The organism is Rhodococcus sp. 11-3, from assembly GCF_023704055.1.
Classification (GTDB): Bacteria; Actinomycetota; Actinomycetes; order Mycobacteriales; family Mycobacteriaceae; genus Rhodococcus; species Rhodococcus aetherivorans.
Map to the genome: position 1 here is coordinate 3,694,731 of NZ_CP080406.1, position 23,078 is coordinate 3,717,808.

Annotated in this window: 22 protein-coding genes; 11 read left to right on the plus strand and 11 right to left on the minus strand. The window is 71.7% G+C overall.

Translation table 11 applies throughout. The annotated features are described in order from the left end of the window. The gene (locus KZJ41_RS17250) at nt 1-675 is read right to left on the minus strand and encodes a TetR/AcrR family transcriptional regulator (RefSeq protein ID WP_006943880.1); all 675 of its coding nucleotides are present in this window, start codon (nt 673-675) and stop codon (nt 1-3) included. 127 nt (nt 676-802) lie between these two features. Here KZJ41_RS17250 and KZJ41_RS17255 point away from each other — a divergent pair, with 127 nt between their 5' ends. Next, nucleotides 803-2,377 carry an MFS transporter gene (locus KZJ41_RS17255; RefSeq protein WP_251549353.1) on the plus strand — a complete coding sequence of 525 codons (1,575 nt, stop codon included), beginning with the start codon at nt 803-805 and terminating at the stop codon, nt 2,375-2,377. 4 nt (nt 2,378-2,381) lie between these two features. Here KZJ41_RS17255 and KZJ41_RS17260 read toward each other — a convergent pair whose 3' ends face one another. Next, nucleotides 2,382-3,173 carry a S9 family peptidase gene (locus KZJ41_RS17260; protein WP_029544344.1) on the minus strand — a complete coding sequence of 264 codons (792 nt, stop codon included), beginning with the start codon at nt 3,171-3,173 and terminating at the stop codon, nt 2,382-2,384. 57 nt (nt 3,174-3,230) lie between these two features. Between KZJ41_RS17260 and KZJ41_RS17265 the strand changes: the two genes are divergently transcribed. Beyond that, on the plus strand, nt 3,231-3,413 hold the full coding sequence (locus KZJ41_RS17265) for a hypothetical protein (RefSeq protein ID WP_029544346.1): 183 nt from the start codon (nt 3,231-3,233) through the stop codon (nt 3,411-3,413). A 79-nt stretch (nt 3,414-3,492) separates the two neighbouring features. Here KZJ41_RS17265 and KZJ41_RS17270 read toward each other — a convergent pair whose 3' ends face one another. The 3 genes from KZJ41_RS17270 to hrcA all read right to left on the minus strand — a co-directional run bounded on the left by KZJ41_RS17270 (nt 3,493) and on the right by hrcA (nt 6,528). Then, nucleotides 3,493-4,254: a 16S rRNA (uracil(1498)-N(3))-methyltransferase gene (locus KZJ41_RS17270; RefSeq protein WP_006933834.1), complete on the minus strand. Its 762-nt coding sequence runs from the start codon at nt 4,252-4,254 to the stop codon at nt 3,493-3,495. 10 nt (nt 4,255-4,264) lie between these two features. Beyond that, nucleotides 4,265-5,413: a molecular chaperone DnaJ gene (dnaJ, locus tag KZJ41_RS17275; RefSeq protein WP_006933832.1), complete on the minus strand. Its 1,149-nt coding sequence runs from the start codon at nt 5,411-5,413 to the stop codon at nt 4,265-4,267. Between the two features lie 71 nt (nt 5,414-5,484). Next, a complete protein-coding gene (hrcA, locus tag KZJ41_RS17280; RefSeq protein WP_050035407.1) occupies nt 5,485-6,528 on the minus strand; it encodes a heat-inducible transcriptional repressor HrcA in 1,044 nt (347 codons plus the stop codon). A gap of 149 nt (nt 6,529-6,677) precedes the next feature. On the opposite strand from hrcA, the gene KZJ41_RS17285 reads away from it, so the two are divergent. After that, the gene (locus tag KZJ41_RS17285) at nt 6,678-7,013 is read left to right on the plus strand and encodes a type II toxin-antitoxin system VapB family antitoxin (protein WP_006933828.1); all 336 of its coding nucleotides are present in this window, start codon (nt 6,678-6,680) and stop codon (nt 7,011-7,013) included. Between the two features lie 139 nt (nt 7,014-7,152). On the opposite strand, the gene hemW is transcribed toward KZJ41_RS17285, so the two are convergent. Then, nucleotides 7,153-8,355 (minus strand): radical SAM family heme chaperone HemW, encoded by a 1,203-nt coding sequence (gene hemW, locus KZJ41_RS17290; protein WP_029544353.1) that lies wholly within the window; start codon nt 8,353-8,355, stop codon nt 7,153-7,155. Nucleotides 8,356-8,738: 383 nt separating this feature from the next. Between hemW and KZJ41_RS17295 the strand changes: the two genes are divergently transcribed. The 6 genes from KZJ41_RS17295 to KZJ41_RS17320 all read left to right on the plus strand — a co-directional run bounded on the left by KZJ41_RS17295 (nt 8,739) and on the right by KZJ41_RS17320 (nt 15,154). Continuing rightward, nucleotides 8,739-10,466, plus strand: a complete 1,728-nt coding sequence (locus tag KZJ41_RS17295) for a nitrite/sulfite reductase (protein WP_006933822.1) — start codon at nt 8,739-8,741, stop codon at nt 10,464-10,466. After that, nucleotides 10,463-11,200, plus strand: a complete 738-nt coding sequence (locus KZJ41_RS17300) for a phosphoadenylyl-sulfate reductase (RefSeq protein ID WP_029544355.1) — start codon at nt 10,463-10,465, stop codon at nt 11,198-11,200. The genes KZJ41_RS17295 and KZJ41_RS17300 overlap by 4 nt, the downstream gene beginning before the upstream one ends. Beyond that, nucleotides 11,197-12,141, plus strand: coding sequence for a sulfate adenylyltransferase subunit CysD (gene cysD, locus KZJ41_RS17305; protein WP_006933809.1), 945 nt, complete (start codon nt 11,197-11,199; stop codon nt 12,139-12,141). Before KZJ41_RS17300 ends, cysD begins: the two co-directional genes overlap by 4 nt. 2 nt (nt 12,142-12,143) lie before the next feature. Beyond that, nucleotides 12,144-13,445 carry a sulfate adenylyltransferase subunit 1 gene (locus tag KZJ41_RS17310; protein WP_006933807.1) on the plus strand — a complete coding sequence of 434 codons (1,302 nt, stop codon included), beginning with the start codon at nt 12,144-12,146 and terminating at the stop codon, nt 13,443-13,445. Further along, nucleotides 13,442-14,197 carry a sirohydrochlorin chelatase gene (locus tag KZJ41_RS17315; RefSeq protein ID WP_029544357.1) on the plus strand — a complete coding sequence of 252 codons (756 nt, stop codon included), beginning with the start codon at nt 13,442-13,444 and terminating at the stop codon, nt 14,195-14,197. The genes KZJ41_RS17310 and KZJ41_RS17315 overlap by 4 nt, the downstream gene beginning before the upstream one ends. 72 nt (nt 14,198-14,269) lie before the next feature. Further along, entirely contained in the window at nt 14,270-15,154 is an 885-nt protein-coding gene (locus KZJ41_RS17320) for a universal stress protein (protein ID WP_029544359.1), read from the plus strand. An 83-nt stretch (nt 15,155-15,237) separates the two neighbouring features. On the opposite strand, the gene KZJ41_RS17325 is transcribed toward KZJ41_RS17320, so the two are convergent. Both KZJ41_RS17325 and KZJ41_RS17330 read right to left on the minus strand, forming a co-directional pair. Beyond that, a complete protein-coding gene (locus KZJ41_RS17325; protein ID WP_043801740.1) occupies nt 15,238-16,260 on the minus strand; it encodes an extracellular solute-binding protein in 1,023 nt (340 codons plus the stop codon). A 99-nt stretch (nt 16,261-16,359) separates the two neighbouring features. Further along, nucleotides 16,360-16,566, minus strand: a complete 207-nt coding sequence (locus KZJ41_RS17330) for a hypothetical protein (protein ID WP_006933801.1) — start codon at nt 16,564-16,566, stop codon at nt 16,360-16,362. A gap of 64 nt (nt 16,567-16,630) precedes the next feature. Between KZJ41_RS17330 and KZJ41_RS17335 the strand changes: the two genes are divergently transcribed. Continuing rightward, nucleotides 16,631-18,589, plus strand: coding sequence for a glycoside hydrolase family 15 protein (locus KZJ41_RS17335; RefSeq protein WP_029544363.1), 1,959 nt, complete (start codon nt 16,631-16,633; stop codon nt 18,587-18,589). Between the two features lie 4 nt (nt 18,590-18,593). On the opposite strand, the gene KZJ41_RS17340 is transcribed toward KZJ41_RS17335, so the two are convergent. Continuing rightward, a complete protein-coding gene (locus KZJ41_RS17340) occupies nt 18,594-19,526 on the minus strand; it encodes a nitronate monooxygenase family protein (protein WP_043801736.1) in 933 nt (310 codons plus the stop codon). 6 nt (nt 19,527-19,532) lie between these two features. Continuing rightward, a complete protein-coding gene (lepA, locus tag KZJ41_RS17345; RefSeq protein WP_230304568.1) occupies nt 19,533-21,320 on the minus strand; it encodes a translation elongation factor 4 in 1,788 nt (595 codons plus the stop codon). 187 nt (nt 21,321-21,507) lie between these two features. Here lepA and KZJ41_RS17350 point away from each other — a divergent pair, with 187 nt between their 5' ends. Continuing rightward, the gene (locus KZJ41_RS17350) at nt 21,508-22,077 is read left to right on the plus strand and encodes a type II toxin-antitoxin system PemK/MazF family toxin (protein ID WP_043801733.1); all 570 of its coding nucleotides are present in this window, start codon (nt 21,508-21,510) and stop codon (nt 22,075-22,077) included. Nucleotides 22,078-22,089: 12 nt separating this feature from the next. On the opposite strand, the gene KZJ41_RS17355 is transcribed toward KZJ41_RS17350, so the two are convergent. Continuing rightward, complete coding sequence (locus KZJ41_RS17355; RefSeq protein WP_029544368.1) at nt 22,090-22,971, minus strand: aquaporin; 882 nt, start codon at nt 22,969-22,971, stop codon at nt 22,090-22,092. Nucleotides 22,972-23,078: the final 107 nt, after the last annotated feature.

Here is a 23,078-nt window from a genome sequence, read left to right on the forward strand (position 1 = left end):
CTAGCGCCGGGCGTCCCCGCGCCCCACCGCATTGCCGCCCGGGCCGTGCGCCGCGCGCCGATCCCGCTGCGCTCGCTGGGCCCGCTGGACGACGTCGACGGCCCGCTCCGGCGGGACCCCCATGAGGACGAGGGCGGCCAGGGCGACGGTCTCCCCGGCGTCGTGCACCACCCCGAGATTGGCCTGCTCGAGGGTCGCCATGGTGAGACCCTCGAGCATCCCGACGAGGACGACGGCCGGAAGGTAGGCGGAGAACACCCCCGACCGGCAGCCCCGCTCCACGATCGCGAGGGTGCGGGCGCGCAGCGGGGCGATGAGTTCGCCGATGCGCTCGTCGCCGACCTCCTTGCGCGCGAAGGACAGCAGCACGCGGAAGCGGTCACCGACGGGCCAGGTCATCAGGGCCGCGGCGGCGAGCGCCAGGTCGGGCTCCTCGGGGTCCGGCCGGTCGACCGCGGCGGCGAGCGCGGCAGCCGCCTCCTCGGCGATGCCGTCGACGAGCGCCTCGCGGTTCGGGAAGTGGGCATAGACGGTGCGGCGCACCACGCCGGCGGCCTGCGCGACGTCGTCCATGCTGGCGTCCGGGTCGGCGGCGAAACACCCCATCGCCGCCTCGAGGATCCGGGCTCGGTTCCCGCTCGTCCGCCGCCGCGGTCCCCGGACCGGTTCCGCCACGCTGACACCTTCTTCCGCCGCCGGGTGTGACGTCCGTCAACTTTACTTGCACACGAGTGTGCAAATTTCTAACTTGCACAGTGTTGTGCAAATTGCTGCCGATGCCCGCATCCCGTGAGGAGCGCCGATGACCTCGATCCTGACCCGCTCGACCGCAGATCCCACCCGCCCGTATCCGCGACGGTGGGCCGGCCTCGCCGTGCTCTGCCTGAGCCTGCTGATCGTCGTGATGGCGAACACCGCGCTGATCGTCGCGGCGCCGAGCATGCTGCGCGAACTGCGGCTCACCAGCACCGACATGCAGTGGGTGATCGACGGCTACACCGTCCCCTACGCCGCGCTGATGCTGCTCGCCGGCGTCCTCGGCGACCGCTACGGCCGGCGGCGCGCCCTCCTCGCCGGCCTGGCCGTCTTCGCCGCGGGGGCCGTGTTCGGCAGCCTCGCCGGCACCGCGACCGAGGTGATCGTCGCCCGCATCACCATGGGGGTCGGCGCCGCGGTGATCATGCCCGCAACCCTGTCCCTGCTCGTCGCCATGTTCCCGGCCTCGGAACGGCCCCGCGCCATCGCCGCCTGGGCCGCGACCTCCGGACTGGCGATCGCGCTCGGCCCGTTGCTCGCGGGCTGGCTGCTCGAACAGCACGCGTGGGGTTCGACCTTCCTCATCAACGTGCCGATCGCGGCGTTCGCCGCGGTCGCGGCGCTCGCGCTGGTGCCGCCGTCCCGGGCCGAGCACCTCACCCGCATCGACTGGGCCGGCGGCGCCCTGTCCGTGGCGGCCGTCGGCGCCCTGGTCTTCGGCATCATCGAGGGCTTCCACTTCGGTTGGAACGCAACGTCGCTCGGATCCGTGGCGGTCGCGGCCCTCGCCGGTGCCGCGTTCGTCGCCTGGGAACTGCGCCACCCGCAGCCGCTGCTGGACCTCGGGCGGGTCACCGACCGTTCCGTCGGCGGCGCGTGCCTGTCCGTGCTGCTGCTCTTCCTCGCGTCGTTCGGGGCGATCTACTTCGTGGCGCAGCACTTCCAGTTCGTGTTCGGCTACAGCCCCCTCGACACCGGTCTGCGCCTGCTCCCCCTGGCCGGGGCCGTGTCGATCGGATCGGCCGTGAGCGGGCGGCTGGCCCCACGCCTCGGTGCCCGCGTCGCGATCGGTGCCGGAACGGCCGTCGCCGCGGCCGGCGTCCTCGCTCTCGCCCTCGTCGACGACGGTTCCGGATACGGGCTGTTCCTCGTCTCGCTCGTGCTCCTCGGCCTCGGCATCGGGCTGGCCGCACCCCCGGCCACGGACCTCGTGATGAGCGGATTCCCCGAGTCCGACCTCGGCGCCGCAGGGGGCCTGAACGACACCGCGGTCGAGCTCGGCGGATCCCTCGGCATCGCCGTGCTGGGCTCGGTGCTGGCCACCACCTACCAGCGCGAGATCTCCGGATTCCTCACGGGACTGCCGCTCGCGACTCTCGACGGGCCGATGGCCGCCCAGGCCGAGGCGGCCGTCGCTGCGGCGGGCGATTCGGTCGGCGGTGCGGCGATCGTCGCCGAGGAGCTGGCGAAGAACCCGTTCGTCTCCTCCTACGCCCAGCCGCTTCTCGACGCATCGGCCTCCGCCTTCTCGCAGGCGATCACGTCGGCGAGTCTCGTCGGCGGCCTTGCCCTGGCCGTCGGCGCCGTCGTCGTCGTCGCGGTCCTGCCCCGCCGCGGCTGAGCGCTCAGCCCGCCGAGCGCGCCCCCGAGCCCAGCGGTTCGGGGGCGAGCAGCAGGTCGCGCGACAGTGCCCAGCTGCGGGTCCGCTTGTCGAGGAACGCGAAGTGGTCCTCCCCGTCGACGACGTGCAGTTCCACCGGATCGCCCGCGGCGACCGCCGCCGCGGCATAGCGCTCGGCGACCTTCACCGGTACCTGGGCGTCCTCGGTGCCGTGCACGAGAGCGACCGGCACACCGATCGGCACCCGGTGCCGGGGCGACGCCGACCGGTACAACTCCGGATCCGCGTCGTAGGGCTGACCGAACAGGTCCTCGATGTACCCGATCCGCCGGCCGCGTTCACCCGCGGACGCGAGGTCGAGCGCACCCGCCTGGGAGACGACGAGTTCGGGGCGCACCTGCGTGCGCTGACCCGCGAGCCACACGGCGAGCTGACCGCCGGCCGAGTGCCCGACGACCCGCACCCGGGCCGGATCGAGTTCGACACCCGCGGCCAGGGCCCGCTCGGCCACCGCGGTGGCGACGGCGTCGAGGGCCGCGACGACGTCGGCGGACATCTCCGGCCACCGCCCGCCCGCGCCGAGCCGCCGGTACTCGACGTTCCACGCCGCCACACCGTGCGCGGCGAGTTCGAGCGACAGCGGCGTGCCGAGGTTGAGGTGGTACTTCCCGCTCCAGAAGCCGCCGTGGACCACCATCACGACGGGCACGGGCCCGGCCGGATCCGCGGCGTCCGGCAGGTACAGGTGGCCGAACTGCTGCGGCTGCGGACCGTAGGCGATACGGGTTCGGGACATGCGTGACACGCTAGTGCAGCGGCAGCCGCGCACCGTGCGGGAGCCGCAGGGGCTCATGTGGACGACCAGCTTCCCGCGCTGGAGGCGATCGTCGGCTCCGGCAGCTACCCGACGTTCGCCCGGTCACTCGTCGCACTCTCCGCGGAGGGCTACGACTTCGACCTCGACCACCTGTTCGAGCTAGGCCTGGGTGCGCCGCTCGACGGCCTGGCCGTACGGCTCGACCGCCGGGCCCCGTGAAGCGCGGTCCGCGCGGCGAGATCCCCAGGAAAACCCGGAACCGGAAGCCTCCGAACGCGTTCCGGAGCCGGTTCCCGGGTCATTCGACGGGCCGGGCGCTCCACCGTGCGGTGAGCACTCCCACCGCTCCGAGCGCGACGGCCGCGGCGGTGGACGTTCGCAGCACCGTCGGCCCGAGCAGCACCGGCCGGGCCCCCGCGGCCGTCAGCGCCGCGATCTCGGCGTCGTCGACGCCGCCCTCCGGCCCGACCACGAGCATCAGCTCGGGGACGTCGGCCAGCGGCAGCGCGGCGAACGGTTCGGTTGCCGACTCGTGCAGGACCGCCGCGACACCCCCGCGGGCGACGGTCGCGCGCACGGCCTCGGCGACGCCCGCGGTCCGCTGGACCGGCGCCACCTCGGGAACGTGGGCGCGCCGGGACTGTTTCGCGGCCGCCACCGCGACGGCCTGCCATCGCGCGACGCCCTTGGCCGCCTTCGGCCCGTCCCAGCGGGCGACGCACCGCGCGGCCTGCCACGGCACGAACGCGTCGGCACCCGCCTCCGTCGCCAGCTCCACGGCCAGTTCGGAACGATCGGACTTCGGCAACGCCTGCACCACGGTGACCCACGGGCGCGGTGCGGGGACCTCGCGCCGAGCCAGGACGCGGGCCTCGAGCCGGTCCTTTGCGGTGGCCGTCACCTCCACGTCGGCGACGTGGCCGTGGCCGTCCGACAGGACGAGGCGCTCACCCACCGCGATGCGCCGCACCGTCGCCGCATGGCGGCCCTCCTTGCCGTCGAGGACCGCGACAGCCCCGGCCTCGGGCAGCGGATCGAGATAGAACAGGGTTGCGGCCACCGCCCGGGCCTCAGCGCGCGCTGAACGCGTCGCGCAGCCGGGAGAAGAAGCCCCCGGCGTGCTGCGAGCCGGTGGTGACGACCTCGGGCACCTCGTGCTCGCGCTTGCGACGGAACTCCTCGAGGAGCTTGGACTGCTTGCCGTCGAGCTTCGACGGGACCACCACCTCGAGGTGGGCGTGCACGTCCCCGCGCACCCCGGAGCGCAGTTTGGGCATGCCGTGGCCCCGCAGCACCGCCACCGACCCGGGCTGCGTGCCGGGTTCGACGGTGATCTCGGCGGGTCCGTCGATGAGGGTGTCGAGCACGACGGTGGTGCCCAGCGCTGCGTCGACCATCGGGATCCGGATCGTGCAGTGCAGGTCGTCGCCGTCGCGCACGAACACGTCGTGCGCCTGCTCGATGATCTCGACGTACAGGTCGCCGGCGGGGCCGCCGCCGGGGCCGACCTCGCCCTGCGCGGCCAGCCGGATGCGCATGCCGTTGCTGACACCGGCCGGCACCTTGACCGTGATCTCGCGGCGGGCCCGCACCCGGCCGTCGCCGCCGCACTTGCGGCACGGGTCCGGGATCGTCTCGCCGGCGCCGCGACAGGTCGGGCACGGCCGCGAGGTCATCACCTGGCCGAGGAACGAGCGCTGCACCGACTGCACCTCACCGGCGCCGCCGCACGTCTCGCAGCGCACGGGCTTGGAGTCGCCGTTGGTACCGGACCCGGCGCAGCCGTCGCACAGGATCGCGGTCTCCACGGCGATCTGCTTGCTGACACCGGTGGCGCACTCCTCGAGCGTCAGCCGGGTGCGCAGCAGCGAGTCCGCGCCGGGCTGGACGCGGCCCCTGGGCCCGCGGGACGTGGTGGCCCCGCCACCGAAGAACGCCTCGAACACGTCGCCGAGGCCGCCGAAGCCGGCACCGGAGAAGCCACCGCCCGCCCCCGGCCCGGACCCGAGCGGATCCCCGCCGAGGTCGACGATGCGCCGCTTCTCCGGGTCGGAGAGCACCTCGTACGCTGTGGAGATCTCCTGGAACCTCTTCTGCGCCGCCTCGTCCGGGTTCACATCCGGGTGGTGCTCGCGCGCGAGCTTGCGATACGCCCGCTTGATCTCCTGATCGGTCGCGTTCTTCGACACGCCGAGCGTCCCGTAGTAGTCCCGTGCCACGTGAGTTCTTCGTCCTTCTCTATTCGCACAGATGTTGTGTCGTCGGATGGTCCGTCCGCGCCGCCCGGCGCTCAGCGTTCGCCGAGTACCTCACCGATATAGCGGGCGACCGCAGCCACCGACGCAATGGTCCCCGGGTAGTCCATCCGGGTGGGGCCGAGCACACCGAGGCCGCCGAAGACGGTGCCCGCGGCACCGTACCCGGTGGACACCACGGACGTGCCGCGCATCTGCTCGACCTGGGTTTCCTCGCCGATCCGCACCGTCACGCGGCCGGCGTCCTGCGTCGCCGCCAGCAGCTTGAGGACCACCACCTGCTCCTCGAGCGCCTCGAGCACGGTACGCAGCGAGCCGGGGAAGCCGGCGTGCGGGTCGAAGTCGGCGGCGTTACGCGTCAGGTTCGCCGTGCCGCCGAGCACGAGCCGCTCCTCGGGATGCTCGACGAGGGTTTCCACCAGCACGGTTGCGCAGCGGATGACCGCATCGCGCAGCTCGTCGGGCGCATCCTCGGCCAGCTCGCTCACCGCGATCGACGCCGCGGCGAGCCGCTTACCGGTCAGCGCGGCACCGAGCAGGTCCCGCAGCCGCGACAGGTCCTCCTCGCCGAGGACGTCACCGAGCTCGACGATGCGCTGGTCCACCCGGCCGGAGTCGGTGATGAGCACCAGCAGCAACCGGGCGGGGGTCAACGCGACCACCTCGAGGTGGCGGACCGACGAAGCCGACAGCGTGGGGTACTGCACCACCGCCACCTGCCGGGTCAGCTGCGCCAGCAGCCGGACGCCGCGCCGCAGCACGTCGTCGAGGTCCACACCCGACTCGAGGAACTGCAGGATCGCCCGGCGCTCGGCCCCCGAGAGGGGCTTGACGTCGGCGATCCGGTCGACGAACTGGCGGTAGCCCTTGTCCGTGGGAACCCGGCCGGAGCTGGTGTGCGGCTGGGTGATGTACCCCTCGGCCTCGAGCACGGCCATGTCGTTGCGGACCGTCGCGCTGGATACGCCCAGGTTGTGGCGCTCGACGAGCGTCTTCGAACCGATGGGTTCCTTGGTGGACACGTAATCGGCCACGATCGCTCGCAACACCTGGAAGCGCCGTTCCTCGGTGCTCGACATCCCGCCCACCTCCGTCTCTGCTGTCGCACCCGGAACGGCACGCACCACCGCAGGACGGTGCACTGCGTGCCGTTTCGCTCCAGTTTAGTCGCCGGTCCCGGACGGCGAGCGGGACGGCGCCCGCCGGCGAGGCGTCGTAAGTTGGTGCCATGATTTTCAAGGGCGTCCGGGACGGCAAGCCGTATCCCGACCACGGGCTCTCGCTGCGCGACTGGGCGCAGATCCCGCCCCGGCAGGTGCGGCTCGACCAGATCGTCACCACCACGAAGGTGCTCGAGCTCGACCGGCTGCTGTCGGAGGACTCCACCTTCTACGGCGACCTCTTCCCGCACGCGGTCCAGTGGAAGGGTGTGCTGTACCTCGAGGACGGCCTGCACCGGGCCGTGCGCTCGGCGCTGCGCAACCGCACCGTCCTGCATGCGCGAGTGTTCGACTACGACGCCCTGTTCCCTCACGCCCCGGACGCCGACACCACCGAGGCGTAGATATCGCACCGCTGCGCGGCCGGGACATCGCACCGCTGCGCGGTCGGGACATCGCACCGCTGCGCGGTCAGGACATCGCACCGCTGCGCGGTCAGGACATCGCACCGCTGCGCGGTGAGGGCGCCGGGCGGCTGCGCGGTCAGGTCAGGATCGCGCGCACCACCGCGTCGGCGAGGAGCCGGCCGCGATCGGTGAGCACCAGCCGGCCGGCGCGCAGGTCGGCGAGGCCGTCCGCGACGACGGTCTCGGCGGCGCGTCGTTCCTCGGGGGCGAGCACGTCCAGCGGCAGGCCGGTGCGCAGCCGCACCTCGAGCATCACCCGTTCGGTGTGGACGTCGCCGGCGGTGAGCAGTTCGCTGCCCCCGACCGGGAGCCCGCCGGCGGCGAGCGCGTCCGCGTAGCGCGCCGGGTGCTTGACGTTCCACCAGCGGACGCCGCCGACGTGGCTGTGCGCGCCCGGCCCGGCCCCCCACCAGTCGCCGCCGTCCCAGTAGCCGAGGTTGTGGGCGCACCGCGCCGACGGATCGCCGGCGCGCGCCCAGTTCGACACCTCGTACCAGGTCAGGCCGGCGGCCTCGAGCCGCGCGTCGATGCGCTCGTAGCGGGCCGCGAGCACGTCGTCGTCGGGGGCCGGCAGTTCGCCCCTGCGCACCCGGCGGGCGAGCGCGGTGCCGTCCTCGACGATCAGCGCGTACGCCGAGACATGATCGACGTCCGCAGCGAGCACGGCGTCGAGGGACGCGTCGAGGTCCTCGTCCCGCTCGCCGGGGGTGCCGTAGATCAGGTCCAGGTTGACGTGGTCGAATCCGGCGGCCCGCGCCTCGCCCGCGGCCGCGACGGCCCGGCCCGGGGTGTGCGTGCGGTCGAGCACCGCGAGCACGTGCGGAGCGGCGGACTGCATGCCCAGCGACACGCGGGTGTAACCGGCCCCGCGGATGCCGTCGAAGAACTCCGGCGACGTCGATTCCGGGTTGGACTCCGTCGTCACCTCCGCGCCCGGGGCGAGGCCGAAGCTCGACCGGACCGCCGCGAGCACCTGCGACAGGCCGTCGGCACCGAGCAGCGACGGGGTGCCACCGCCGACGAAGACGGTCTGCGCCGCCGGGGCGCCGAGCAGTCGCGCCGCGATGTCGAGCTCGCTGCGCAACCCCTCGAGCCACGACTGCGGAGACGCGGACGTGCCGAGCTCTCCGGCGGTGTAGGTGTTGAAGTCGCAATAGCCGCAGCGGCTCGCGCAGAACGGGACGTGCACGTACACGCCGAACGGGCGGGAACCGACACCGGCGAGGGCCGAGGCCGGCAATTCGAACCCTGCTCCGACTCCGACATTGGTTCCACTCACTCCCCCAGTGTTCCAGAAGGCCGACCGGAGCCCGCCGCCCGGACACGGCCCGGACACGCCACCCCGGCCCGGCGCTGTCACCTCGGCATTTCCCCGAAATTCGGCGTAAATACCGCCACGTTTCGAGAACAGGCCCGTGACATGGCACAATGGTCCGCATGACCGGACCCGGAGTGCGACTCGTGGCGCGACGCCACGTCGACCTCAAGCGTGTCTGTGCATCGCGGTGTCTGTCCTGCACCGCCGGTTTCTGCGCCGACTGTCGATAGTCGGCCCCACCCCCGGCAGCCCCCGCTTCCCGCCGGGTCGAGGCATGTCCGCGCCGGGCTCAGCCCGCCCTGCCGATCCCGATCCGGTCCCTCGCGAACTCCAGGAGTACCCGTATGTCGTCGACCACCGACGTCTCCCCCGCCGGCGATACGACCGAAACCGCCGCGGCCCGCCGCCGCCCGGCCCGGCCCGCCAAGCAGCGCGCGGAGGGCCAGTGGGCCCTCGGCTACCGTGAGCCGCTCAACCCCAACGAGCAGGTCAAGAAGGACGACAACCCGCTCAACGTGCGCCGGCGCATCGAAGACATCTACGCGCACACGGGATTCGACGGAATCGACCGGAGCGACCTGCGCAACCGCTTCCGCTGGTGGGGCCTGTACACGCAGCGCGAACAGGGCTACGACGGCACCTACACCGGCGACGAGAACATCGATCTGCTCGAGGCGAAGTACTTCATGATGCGGGTGCGCTGCGACGGCGGCGCCCTGAACCTCGCGCAGTTGCGCACGATCGCGGGGATCTCGACCGAGTTCGCTCGCGACACCGCCGACCTGTCGGACCGCGAGAACGTCCAGTACCACTGGATCGAGGTCGAGAACGTCCCGGAGATCTGGCGCCGTCTCGAATCCGTCGGCCTGAAGACCACCGAGGCGTGCGGCGACTGCCCCCGCGTGGTGCTCGGTTCCCCCCTCGCCGGCGAGTCCCTCGACGAGATCATCGACGGCACACCGGCGGTCGAGGAGATCGTCCGCCGCTACATCGGCGACCCGAAGTACTCGAACCTGCCGCGCAAGTTCAAGACCGCGATCTCCGGTCAGCAGGACGTGGTGCACGAGATCAACGACGTCGCGTTCGTCGGCGTGAACCACCCCGAGCACGGCCCCGGCTTCGACCTGTGGGTCGGCGGCGGCCTGTCGACGAATCCGATGCTGGCGCAACGGGTCGGCGCGTGGATCCCGCTCGCCGAGGTGCCCGACGTGTGGGAGGCCGTCGTGTCGGTCTTCCGCGACTACGGCTACCGCCGCCTGCGCTCGAAGGCGCGGCTGAAGTTCCTGATCAAGGACTGGGGCGTCGAGAAGTTCCGGGACGTTCTCGAAACGGAATACCTGAAGCGGCCGCTGCTGGACGGACCCGCGCCGGAGAAGCCGGCGCGCCCGATCGACCACGTGGGCGTGCAGAAGCTGCGCAACGGGCTCAACGCGGTCGGCGTCGCCCCCATCGCGGGCCGGGTCTCCGGCACGATCCTCGCCGCCGTCGCCGACGCGGCCGAGAAGGCCGGATCCGATCGCATCCGCTTCACGCCGTACCAGAAGCTCATCGTGCTCGACGTCGCCGACGAGAAGGTAGATCAGCTGATCGCCGACCTCGGCGAACTGGGCCTGCCCGCGAACCCGACGCCGTGGCGCAAGAACCTGATGGCCTGCACGGGCATCGAGTTCTGCAAGCTCTCGTTCGTCGAGACCCGCAAGCGTTCGCAGGCGCTGGTGCCCGAGCTCGAGCAGCGCCTCGCCGACATCAACGCCCAGCTGGACGTTCCGGTGACGATCAACATCAACGGCTGCCCCAACTCGTGCGCGCGTTCCCAGGTCGCCGACATCGGCTTCAAGGGCCAGCTCGTCGACGACGGGGACGGCAACCAGGTGGAGGGTTTCCAGGTGCACCTCGGCGGGACGCTCGGCATGGATGCCGCGTTCGGCCGCAAGCTGCGCCAGCACAAGGTGACCAGCGCCGAGATGGGCGACTACATCGAGCGCGTGGTGCGCAACTTCGTCAAGCACCGCACTGCGGGAGAACGCTTCTCGCAGTGGGTGCTGCGCGCGGACGAGGCCGATTTGCGATGACCGGGGAGCAGACGATCGAAGGACGGAACGTGACCACGACACGGACAACGGAGGAACTGAGGGAGCTGGCCGCGCAGGGGGCGGCCACTCTCGACGGCGCCTCGGCGCGGGAACTGCTGCAGTGGACCGAGGAGAACTTCGGCGACTCGTACATCGTGGCGTCGAACATGCAGGACGGGGTGCTCGTGCACCTCGCGGCGCAGGTGCATCCCGGCGTGGACGTGCTGTTCCTCGACACCGGTTACCACTTCGCGGAGACCCTCGGCACCGGTGACGCCGTGGCGCAGGTGTACGGCGTCAACCTGGTCGAGGCCAAGGCGCAGCAGACGGTGGCCGAGCAGGACGCACTGCTCGGCAAGGATCTGTTCGCGCGGGACCCCAACGAGTGCTGCCGCCTGCGGAAGGTGGTGCCGCTGAAGGAGACCCTGAAGGGCTATCAGGCGTGGGTCACCGGCATCCGCCGGGTGGAGGCCCCCACCCGGGCCAACGCCCCGCTGATCTCCTTCGACGATGCCTTCGGGCTGGTGAAGATCAACCCGATCGCCGCGTGGTCCGACGAGGACATGCAGAACTACATCGACGAGCACGGGATCCTCGTCAATCCCCTGGTCGACGAGGGCTATCCGTCCATCGGGTGCGCCCCCTGCACCGCCAAACCACTACCCGGAGCCGATCCGCGCAGCGGACGGTGGGCCGGCCGAGCCAAGATCGAATGCGGGTTGCACGCCTCATGACACTCATCGACACGAATTTCTCCGAATCCCGGCGCAAGTCGGACGGCGACAGGTTCGACACCCTCGACGCGCTCGAGTCCGAAGCGATCCACGTCTTCCGCGAGGTCGCCGGCGAATTCGAGCGCCCGGTGATCCTGTTCTCGGGCGGCAAGGACTCGACGGTCCTGCTGCATCTGGCGCTCAAGGCCTTCTGGCCCGCGCCGCTGCCGTTCGCGCTGCTGCACGTCGACACCGGGCACAACCTTCCCGAGGTCCTCGAGTTCCGCGACCACGTCGTCGAGAAGTACGGGCTGCGGCTGCACGTGGCGAAGGTCGAGGACTACCTCGCCGACGGCCGCCTCACCGAGCGGCCCGACGGGATCCGCAATCCGCTGCAGACGGTGCCGCTGCTCGACGCCATCGCCGAGAACCGCTTCGACGCGGTGTTCGGCGGCGGCCGCCGCGACGAGGAGCGCTCCCGCGCCAAGGAGCGGATCTTCTCGCTGCGCAACGCCTTCGGCCAGTGGGATCCCAAGCGGCAGCGGCCCGAGCTGTGGAACCTGTACAACGGCCGGCACGCCCCCGGCGAGCACGTGCGGGTCTTCCCGCTGAGCAACTTCACCGAGCTCGACATCTGGCGGTACATCGCCCGGGACAACGTCGAACTCGCCGGCATCTACTACGCCCACCAGCGCCCGGTGTACCGGCGCGACGGCATGTGGATGACGCCCGGCGTCTGGGGCGGCCCGGCCGAGGGTGAGGAACTCGAGGTCCGGTCGGTGCGCTACCGCACGGTCGGCGACGGCTCCACCACCGGCGCGATCCTGTCCGAGGCCGCCGACAACGAGGCGATCCTCGCCGAGGTCGCCGCGTCGCGGCTCACCGAGCGCGGGGCGACCCGCGGCGACGACCGCGTTTCCGAAGCGGCCATGGAGGACCGCAAGCGAGAGGGATATTTCTGATCATGAGCGACCTCCTTCGACTCGCCACCGCCGGTAGCGTCGACGACGGCAAGTCCACCCTCGTGGGCCGGCTGCTGTACGACACCAAGTCCGTGCTGGCCGACCAGATCGACGCGGTCACCCGCGCCTCGGTCGACAAGGGTCTCGACACCCCCGACCTGTCCCTGCTCGTCGACGGCCTGCGCGCCGAGCGCGAACAGGGCATCACCATCGACGTCGCGTACCGCTACTTCGCCACACCCCGGCGCAGCTTCGTGCTCGCGGACACCCCGGGACACGTGCAGTACACCCGCAACACCGTCTCGGGTGCGTCCACCGCCCAGCTCGTGGTGCTGCTCGTCGACGCCCGCAAGGGCGTGATCGCGCAGACCCGCAAGCACGCCGCCGTCCTCGCGCTGCTCGGCGTGCCCAAGCTCGTCCTGGCGGTCAACAAGATCGACCTGGTCGACGACCCGGCGCGCGTGTTCGCCGACATCTGCGACCAGTTCAACGCCCTGACCCGGTCGCTCGGCTGGTCCCCGGAGGACGTGCAGGAGATCCCGGTCTCCGCCCTGCACGGGGACAACGTCGCGGTCCGTTCGGAGAACACGCCATACTACGACGGTCCGACGCTCATCGAGCACCTCGAGTCCGTCCCGGTCGACGCCGACGTCCACGGCCGTCACGAGATCGGGCTGCGGTTCCCGGTCCAGTACGTGATCCGGCCCCGCACCGCCGAGTTCCCGGACTACCGCGGCTACGCCGGACAGGTCGCGGCGGGCAGTGTCCGTCCCGGCGACGAGGTCGTGATCCTGCCCGCGGGCACCCGGACCACGATCGAGCGGATCGACACCGCCGACGGCGAGCTCGACGTCGCGCACGCCGGCCGCAGCGTCACGCTGATCCTCGCGGATGACGTGGACGTCTCCCGCGGCGACGTCATCGCCGCCCCGGCCGCCGCCCCGGAACCGATCGGCCAGTTCGAGGCGACGGTGTGCTGGCTGGCGGAGAAGCCGCTGCGGCCCGGTGCCCGGCTGCTGCTCAAGCACGGCACCCGCACGACGCAGGCGATCGTCGGGACGCTCGAGGAGCGCTTCGACGAGCAGACCCTGACCTCGGTTCCCACCCCCGAGTCGCTCGAGCTCAACGAGATCGCCCGCATCACCGTCCGGGTCGCCGAGCCCATCGCGGCCGACGACTACAAGGTCAACCGGCGCACGGGCAGCTTCCTGCTCATCGATCCCGCGGGCGGCAACACCCTCGCGGCGGGCCTGGTGGGCAACAGCCTCGCCGAGATCGAACTCGGGGACCGCGTCCCCGCATGATCCCGCTCGTCGCCGTCGCGCACGGCAGCCGTGACCCGCGCTCGGCGCGCGCCATGGCTGCCGTGCTCGCGGCGCTGCGGGAACGCCACCCGGGCCGGGACGTGCGGCTTGCGTTCCTGGACCTGAACACCCCGTCGGTGGGGCAGGTCGTCGACGCCGTCGCCGCCGAGGGACACCGCCGCGTGGTGGTGGTCCCGTTGCTGCTGGGCAGCGCCTTCCACGCCCGCGTGGATCTGCCCGCGCTGCTCGCCGAGGCCCGCGCCCGGCACCCGCTTCTCGACGTGATCCAGGCGGACGTCCTCGGCGCCGACGACCGTCTCGTCGCGGCGGCCCGCGAGGCGATCGCCGCCACCGGTGTCTCCCGGACCGACCCGACGGTGGGCGTCGCGCTGTGCGCGGTCGGATCCCGCCGCCACGACGCCAACGCCGCCACCGACGCGATCACCCCGCGCCTGCTGCGGGGCACGTCGTGGGCGTGGGGCCGGACGTGCTTCGCCACCGCCGCGGCACCGACCGTCGTCGACGCCCTGGCGGCCCTGCGCGCCGCCGGCGCCACCACCCTCGTGCTCGCGCCGTGGATGCTCGCCCCCGGCCTGCTGTGGGACCGCGCCGTCGCCGCCGCCCGGGCGGCGTTCCCCGAGGTCAGCTGCGCCACCACCCTCGCGGCCTCCGATTCCGTCGGGCTCGTGATCGACGAGCGCTACCGGCAGTCGCTCGTGCACGCCGGGACCGCCGCGCGCCACATCGCCTGACAACCACCGATTGCCTCTGGCGCACGCCGGTCCTATCGGGACAGACTGGAGTCGAGGCAAGGAGGCATCGTCATGGCCACAGCACCGATTCGGCACGGGATCGTAGTCGGCATCGACGGTTCGGACGGCTCGTTCTCCGCGGCCCACTGGGCCGCATCTGCCGCCCGGATCTTCCGCGAGCCGCTGCACCTCGTCAACGTGCTGCCCGATGCGCCGAGCGCGACCGGCGGCAGATCCAAGGAGGAGTTCGCCAAGCTCCTGCAGGCCGACAGCGAACGGCTGCTCGAACGCGCCCGCCGGGCGGCGCTCGACGGCCGCACGGACGTGACGGTCGAATGCAGCAGCCGGCCGGGACCGCCGGCGAAGACCCTCGTCGAACTGTCGAAGACCGCCCGCCTGCTGGTGGTGGGCCGGACCACGACCGGCGAACTGCGCTCGATGTTCGCCGGCTCCGACGTCGTCCGCGTCGCCAACCACGCCCGTTGCCCGGTCGTGGCGTGGCGGGGCGAGGGCGATCACGAGGAGGTGGACACCCGGCCGGTCGTCGTCGGCGTCGACGGCAGCGCGTTGAGCAACGCTGCCATCGAGCATGCGTTCGAGTTCGCGTCGTTCCTCGGCGTACCGCTGATCGCCGTGCACGCATGGACCGAGCAGTCGACCCTGCGGGGCTACGACGAGTCCGCCCGCTTCGTCGACTGGACGACGTACGCGGAGCAGAAGGTCGCCGACCTCGCGGAGAGCCTGGCCGGCTGGCGCGAGCGGTATCCCGACGTCGAGCTGCGGACGGAGCTCGAGCGCCGCGGCGCGATGGTGGCCCTCATCGAGCGTTCCATCGACGCGCAACTCGTCGCGGTGGGCAGCCACGGTCGCAGCACGATCGCGTCGGCTCTGCTCGGCTCCACCGGCCAGGGCCTGCTCCATCACTCCCGCTGCCCGGTACTCATCTGCCGCGAGTGACGCATGCGGCCGTGACCTCCGGTCGCGCAAGGAATTTCGAGCGCAGCAGTCCGCAGGGCGCGCGGATCCCCGGCTCCGTCGCCCTAGTTCGCCGCGCCGGCGTAGATCACGGCGATGCTGCCGGTACCGGGCCGGAACAGCTCGGCGTCGACCGTGCTCCAGCCACCGAGATCCTCGACGGTCCACAGTCTTTCGGGAGCCGGGAAGTCGTCGGCGAACTCGCGTGCGGCACCCGGGTCGGCGGGCCGGAATCCGGCCGCCGCCCACAGCCGTTGCGCCTCCCCGGTGTAGAGGAAGTCGTTGAACTCCTGGGCCGCCCGCACGTCGGGTGCGTTGTCGATCACCGCGGCGGGGCTGTCGATCCGGAGAGTGGTGGTCAGGGGGACACGCCGGACGGCGGCGCCGTCGCGCTCGAGCCGCAACGCCTCCTGTTCCGAGAGGAGCAGCACGTCGCCGGCACCCTGCACGAACGCCTCCACGGCCTCTTCGCCGCTCGCGGGCGAGGTTTCGACGTGGTCACCGACGAGCGCGGCGAGGTAGTCCAGCCCCGCCTGCGGATCGGCACCGCCGTCGCTCGTCGCGGCGTACGCGGCGAGCAGGTTCAGCTTCGCCGCACCGGAGGCCGACGGGTCGGGGGTGATCACCTCGAGACCGGGCGCGAGCAGATCGTCCCAGCCCGCCACACCCCGCGGATTGCCCTCCCGCACGACCATCGTGACGACGGACCCGTACGGGACTCCCCGGTACGCTCCCGCGTTCCAGTCCGGGTCGACGAGTCCCGCGTCGACGAGGCCGGTCAGGTCCGGCACCGATGCGAAGGTGACGAAATCGGCCGAGGCGCCGTCCACGACGGCGACGGCCTGCTGCGCGGACGGACCGGACGCGACGTCGAACCGGACGTCCTCGCCGGCCTCGGTGGCGCCGAACGCGGCGATCACCGTGTCCAGCGCCGCCCGGGCACCCTCGTGGGCGTACAGGTCGACGGTGGGCCCGGAGGCGGCCTCGGCCGCGTCGCCGCGATCGCCGGAGCCGGCCGAACACGCGGTGAGCACGACGGCCGCGATCGAGGCGAGCGCCGCGACGCGCCGGCCCGGACGAGATTTCACGACGTACCTCCGGCGCAGGGTCAGCGGGTCAGCAGCCAGGCCACGACGACGAGAACGAGCAGGGCCAGCAGGGCCAGGGTCACGCGCGAGCGTGGCATGTCAGCGATCCTCCGTCTTCCGTTCGGACGCGGCCGGCTCTCTGCGTCCGACGGCCGCGAGCACGCCCGCGAGGGCGCGGTCGAGCAGCCAGGCCACGCCGGCGCACAACGGCACCATGACGACCAGCACCAGCGCGACCTGCGGGACGAAGGGAAGGCCGGCCAGCCACAACTCGAAGCCGTCCCACCACGATGCCACCCGATCCACGCCCCCACCCTAGTCGTCGCCGTTTCGGTGGACGCCGACGGCCGGGTGCCGGGATCATGAGGTGATGGCACAGACGTTTCCGGGGTCCGGGATCTCCTCCGCGCATTCCCACCCGCCACACCGCAGCCCGTACCCGCCGATCGACGACTACGCGTTCCTGTCGGACTGCGAAACGACATGCCTCATCGCGCGCAACGGGGCGGTGGAATGGATGTGCCTGCCCCGGCCCGACTCGCCCAGCGTGTTCGGGGCGATTCTCGACCGCAGCGCCGGGTACTTCCGTGTCGGACCGCACGACCGCACCGTGCCCGCTGCACGCCGGTATCTGCCCGGCGGACTGATCCTCGAGACCACGTGGCAGACCGAGACGGGATGGATGGTGGTGCGGGACGCGCTGGTGATGGGGCCCTGGCACGCCGTCCAGGAACGATCGCGCACTCACACCCGGACGCCGACGGACTGGGACGCCGAGCACATTCTGCTGCGCACCGTCCGCTGCGTGAGCGGGACGGTGGAACTCGACGTCAGTTGCGCGCCGGCGTTCGACTACCACCGCGCCCCGGTGCGCTGGGAGTACACGGGCAAGGTGTACGAGGAGGCCACCGCGTTCTGCACCGGCGGCGAACCCGGCGAGCATCCCGAACTACGGCTCACCACCGACCTCCGGCTCGGGCTCGAGGGCGGCGAGGCTCGGGCACGCACCCGGATGGTCAAGGGCGACAAGGCGTTCGTCGCGCTGTCGTGGTCGGATGTGCAGTGTCCCGCCACGTTCGAGGAAGCCGCCGCGAAAATGGCGGAGACGGCCGACTTCTGGCGCGAGTGGATCACCACGGGCCGTTTCCCCGATCACCCCTGGCGGAGTTACCTGCAGGCCAGCGCCCTGACCCTCAAGGGCCTGACCTACGCACCGACCGGCGCCCTGCTCGCGGCGGCCACCACGTCTCTTCCGGAAACGCCTGGCGGAGAACGGAACTGGGACTACCGCTACGCGTGGGTGCGGGATTCCACGTTCGCACTGTGGGGCCTGTACACCCTCGGCCTCGACCGGGAGGCCGACGCGTTCTTCGCGTTCATCTCCGACGCCTCCCGCAGCGAGGACGGCCGGTTGCAGCCGCTGCAGGTGATGTACGGCGTGGGTGGGGAGCGCGTGCTCACCGAATCGCAGCTCGACCACCTGTGCGGCTACGACGGGGCCCGTCCGGTGCGGATCGGCAACGATGCTTATCACCAAACGCAGCACGACATCTGGGGCGCCATGCTCGACTCGGTGTACCTGCACGCGAGGACCCGCCGGCACATGCCCCAGACCTTCTGGCCGGCCGTGCAGCGGCTCGTCGGCCAGGCCGAGGACCACTGGCGCCTGCCCGATCGCGGCATCTGGGAGGTCCGGGGAGAGCCGCAGCATTTCACCTCGTCCAAGGTGATGTGCTGGGTCGCCCTCGATCGCGGCGCGCGACTGGCGCGCATGCAGGGCCGCCCGGACCACGCCGCGCGGTGGGACGCCGTCGCCGACGAGATCAAGGCGGACATTCTCGCCCACGGCGTCGACGAGCGCGGGGTGTTCACCCAGCGCTACGGTCATCCCTCCCTGGACGCGTCCGCGCTGCTGGTCGTGCTGCTGCGGTTCCTGCCGGCCGACGACCCGCGGGTGCGGGCGACGGTCCTGGCGATCGAGGACGAACTGACCGAGGACGGCCTGGTCCTGCGGTACCGGGTGGACTCCACCGACGACGGATTGACCGGCGAGGAGGGCAGCTTCACGATCTGCTCGTTCTGGCTGGTCTCCGCCCTGGTGGAGATCGGCGAGGTGGAACGGGCCCGCACCCTGTGCGAACGACTCCTCGGCTACGCCAGCCCGCTCAAGCTCTACGCCGAGGAGATCGACCCGCGCTCGGGCCGGCACCTGGGCAACTTCCCCCAGGCCTTCACCCACCTGGCGCAGATCAACGCGGTCGTGCACGTGATCCGGGCGGAGGAACAGATCGCGGCCGGGGAGTTCCTGCCCGCGCGTCCGGCGCCCTGACCCGCTACCCGAAGCGGCGCAGCAGTTCCTCCGCGCGGGTCGCGATGTCGCGGACGATCTCGCCGGCGGGCCGCTGTTCCCGCACGAGTCCGGCCGCCTCGCCCGCGTAGACCACGCCGAGCCGGGGGTCGTTGCCGTCGTACGCGGCGGCGAGGGTCTCCTCGTCGGCGCCGCGCCCGTGCCACTCGGCGGTGTAGTCGTTCGTCAGGGCCCGGCCGCCCCACCGCGCCGGCCACGGCTGGTGCCGGGCCCGGTCGAAGACGTCGGTGTAGACGGTGTCGGTGCTGCTCGCCGCGACGAGCCTGTCCCGGGCATACTCCGGGCCGACCGTCTCGGGGCTCGCCAGCAACGCGGTGCCGACGAGCGCGCCCTCGGCGCCGGCCGCGAGCACCGCGGCCAGTCCCCGTCCGGACGCGATGCCGCCGGCGGCGAGCACCGGCAGCGACGTCGATTCGAGCACCTCCTGCAGGAGCGGCAGCGTCCCGATGCGGCCGGTGTGCCCGCCGGCCTCGTGTCCCTGCGCGACGACCGCGTCGACCCCGGCGGCCTCGACGATCCGCAGGTCCTCGATCGTGTTGATCTGGGAGATCGCCAGGGCGCCCGCCGCGTGCACGCGCGGCACATAGGGCGCCGGATCGCCGAAGGACAGCGACACCACCCGGGGCCGTTCGGCCAGCACCGCGTCGAGAAGACTGTCGTCGGCGGCCAGCGACCACGTCATCAGGCCGAAACCGAGCAGCCCGCCGCCGAGTTCGCGGGCCACCGCCGACTCGGCCGCCAGCCATTGCGGGGTGTTGTAACGCGCGGCTCCGATCAGACCGAGGCCCCCCGCGCGGGTCACCTCGCCGGCCAGCCGGCCGCCGGCGCGGCCTCCCATCGGGGCGCCGAGCAGCGGGACGGTGATGCCCAGGGTGCGCGTGAGCCAGGTCTCGAGCACGGTGGGCTACTTCCCCTTCGGCTTGTCGGCAGACGCCTCGGACGAGAGCGCGGCCACGAACGCCTCCTGCGGAACGTCCACCCGGCCGATCGTCTTCATCCGCTTCTTGCCCTCCTTCTGCTTCTCGAGCAGCTTGCGTTTGCGGCTGATGTCGCCGCCGTAGCACTTGGCGAGCACGTCCTTGCGGATCGCGCGGATGTTCTCCCGGGCGATGATCTTCGACCCGATCGCCGCCTGCACCGGGACCTCGAACTGTTGCCGCGGGATGAGCTCCTTGAGTTTGGTGGTCATCTTGTTGCCGTACGCGGCCGCCGCGTCCTTGTGGACGATCGCACTGAACGCGTCGACGGCCTCACCCTGCAACAGGATGTCCACCTTCACCAGCGCGGCTTCCTGCTCGCCGGCCTCCTCGTAGTCGAGGCTGGCGTAGCCGCGGGTGCGGGACTTCAGCGAGTCGAAGAAGTCGAAGATGATCTCGGCCATCGGCAGGGTGTAGCGCAGCTCGACGCGGGTCTCGGACAGATAGTCCATGCCGCCGAGCTCGCCGCGCCGCGACTGGCACAGTTCCATGATCGAACCGATGAACTCGCTCGGGGAGATGATCGTGCACTTGACGATCGGCTCGTAGATTTCGCGGGCCTTGCCCTCGGGCCAGTCCGACGGGTTGGTGACGATGTGCTCCTGCCCGCCCTCGAGCACCACGCGGTAGACCACGTTGGGGGCGGTGGAGATCAGGTCGAGGCCGAACTCGCGCTCGAGCCGCTCCCGGGTGATCTCCATGTGCAGCAGGCCGAGGAAGCCGCACCGGAATCCGAAGCCCAGAGCCACCGACGTCTCGGGTTCGTAGGTGAGCGCGGCGTCGTTGAGCTGCAACTTGTCGAGAGCGTCGCGCAGGACGGGGTAGTCCGACCCGTCCACCGGGTACAGGCCGGAGTAGACCATCGGGCGGGGCTCGCGGTAGCCGGTGAGCGGCTCGGCGGCGCCGCCGCGGGCAGAGGTGACGGTGTCGCCGACCTTCGACTGGCGCACGTCCTTCACGCCGGTGATGAGATAGCCGACCTCGCCGACGCCGAGACCGGCGGTGGCCTTCGGCTCGGGCGAGACGATGCCCACCTCGAGCAGCTCGTGGGTGGCGCCGGTGGACATCATCTTGATCTTCTCGCGGGGCACGATCTTGCCGTCGACCACACGCACGTACGTGACGACGCCGCGGTAGGTGTCGTACACCGAGTCGAAGATCATCGCGCGGGCCGGCGCGTCGGGGTCGCCGACCGGCGGCGGCACCTGCCGGATCACCTCGTCGAGCAGTTCCGGCACGCCCACGCCGGTCTTGCCCGACACGCGCAGCACGTCCTCGGGCTCGCAGCCGACGATGTGGGCGAGCTCGGCGGCGTAGCGGTCCGGGTCGGCCGCGGGCAGATCGATCTTGTTCAGGACCGGGATGACCGTCAGATCCTTGTCGAGAGCGAGGTAGAGGTTCGCGAGGGTCTGCGCCTCGATGCCCTGGGCGGCGTCGACGAGGAGCACCGCGCCCTCGCATGCCTCGAGCGCACGGGAGACCTCGTACGTGAAGTCCACGTGCCCGGGCGTGTCGATGAGGTGCATCACGTAGTCCTCGCCGTCGACCTGCCACGGCAGCCGCACGTTCTGGGCCTTGATGGTGATCCCGCGCTCGCGCTCGATGTCCATCCGGTCGAGGTACTGGGCCCGCATCTGGCGCTCCTCGACCACACCGGTGAGCTGCAGCATGCGGTCCGCGAGCGTCGACTTGCCGTGGTCGATGTGCGCGATGATGCAGAAGTTCCGGATCTTCGCGGGGTCCGTGAACGTGGTGTCGGCGAAGGTGCTGATGTCGGGCTCCTGACTCGGACGGGCAGCGGCCCTGGCGGGACGCGGTCACCCCTGCAGAATATCCAAGTCGCGGCGGGTCCGGTCCCGCGGCCGCACCTGCGCGGCCCCGCACGCCGCTAAGCTCGCCGACGTGGCTGGCACATGGAAGAAACTGGGCAGGCAACTGGGACGGCTCGCGGTCGAGCAGGGACCGCGATTGCTCGAGCAGGTGCAGCGCTCCGGCGCCCTCGACCGGGCCCGGACCGCGCTCGGCTCCGGTGCCGCCGACACCGCCCGGCCGGTCCCGAAGCCCGGCCGCCCGGTGACCTCCCACACCGCTCCCACCGCGCAGCGCGCCCGGCGGATCGCCTACGCCCCCGACCTCGACGGCCGCGCGGACCCCGGCGAGATCGTGTGGACGTGGGTGGCCTACGAGGAGGACGCGACCCAGGGCAAGGACCGGCCCGTGCTCGTCGTCGGACGCAACGGTGGCACCCTGCTCGGCCTGATGCTGTCGTCGAACAACGACCGGGACGGTCACCGCGACTGGCTGGCCCTGGGCAACGGCAGCTGGGACGCGGGCAGCCGGCCCAGCTGGGTCCGCCTGGACCGCGTGCTGGACGTGCCCGAGGAAGGCATCCGGCGCGAAGGCGCGGTGCTCGACCGGGCCCGGTTCGAGCAGGTCGCCACGCGCCTTCGCGCCGAGTACGGCTGGCAGTAGCCGGCCCTCGCCTTACCGCCGGCGGGCGCCCGCCACCCGCGCCGTGGACGGCCGCAATCCGGCGAACCGCCCGAACAGCGACCGGTAGACCAGCGCCCCGAGGGCGCCGCCGATCAGCGGGAACAGGATGAACAGCCAGAGCTGTCCGAGCGCGCCGTCCTGGTACGGCGCGACCGCGATGCTCCGCGCCGGATTGACCGAGGTGTTGTCGATCGGGATCGAGACCAGGTGGATCACCGCCAGGGTGAATCCGATCGACACCCCGGCCAGCAGGACGTCCGAGGCCTGGTCCGTCGCGGCGAGCACCACGAACACCAGCAGCGCGGTCAGCAGCACCTCGACGACCATGGTCGCCCCGATCCCGTAACCCTCGACGAGCACACCGCCGAGCGGGCCCTCCACCGCCGACGGGCTGTGCGGGCCCCAGCCGTTGGCGCCGAGCCCCTGCGCGGCCCGGTCGTAGGTGGGCAGCGACTGCGCCACCGAGTAGATCGTCACGCCCGCGACGAGGCCGCCGAGGACCTGGGCCACGACGTAGAACACCGCCCGCTTGAGGGTGACCTGGCCGATCGCGAGCTGGCCGACCGTCACCGCCGGGTTCACATGGCATCCGGAGATCGGCCCGATGGCGTAGACGAGGAACAGCAGGGTCAGCCCGAACGCCAGCGCGACGCCGAGATTGCCGACCTTGTCCCCGGCGAACACCGCCGTGCCGACCGCGGAGAAGACCAGCACGAACGTGCCGATCGCCTCCGCGGCGTACTTCTTGGCGTCCGAGAATTCGTCCTTCTCCACGGCCTCGAGCGCGGTCTCGTGCTCGGTCTCGTGCTCGGCGGCCCCGGGTGCCCGGTCCGCCGCCCGGCCCTCGTGGCCCGTCTCGCGTTCGTTCGTCATGCGCCCACCTCGCGTCGTGCGGTCCCGCGGGACCGGATCCGATGTGTCGAACTTCGGCACTGGCGAGCACCGCGGGTCGAAGACGGGCTCACAGGCCGCACAGCACT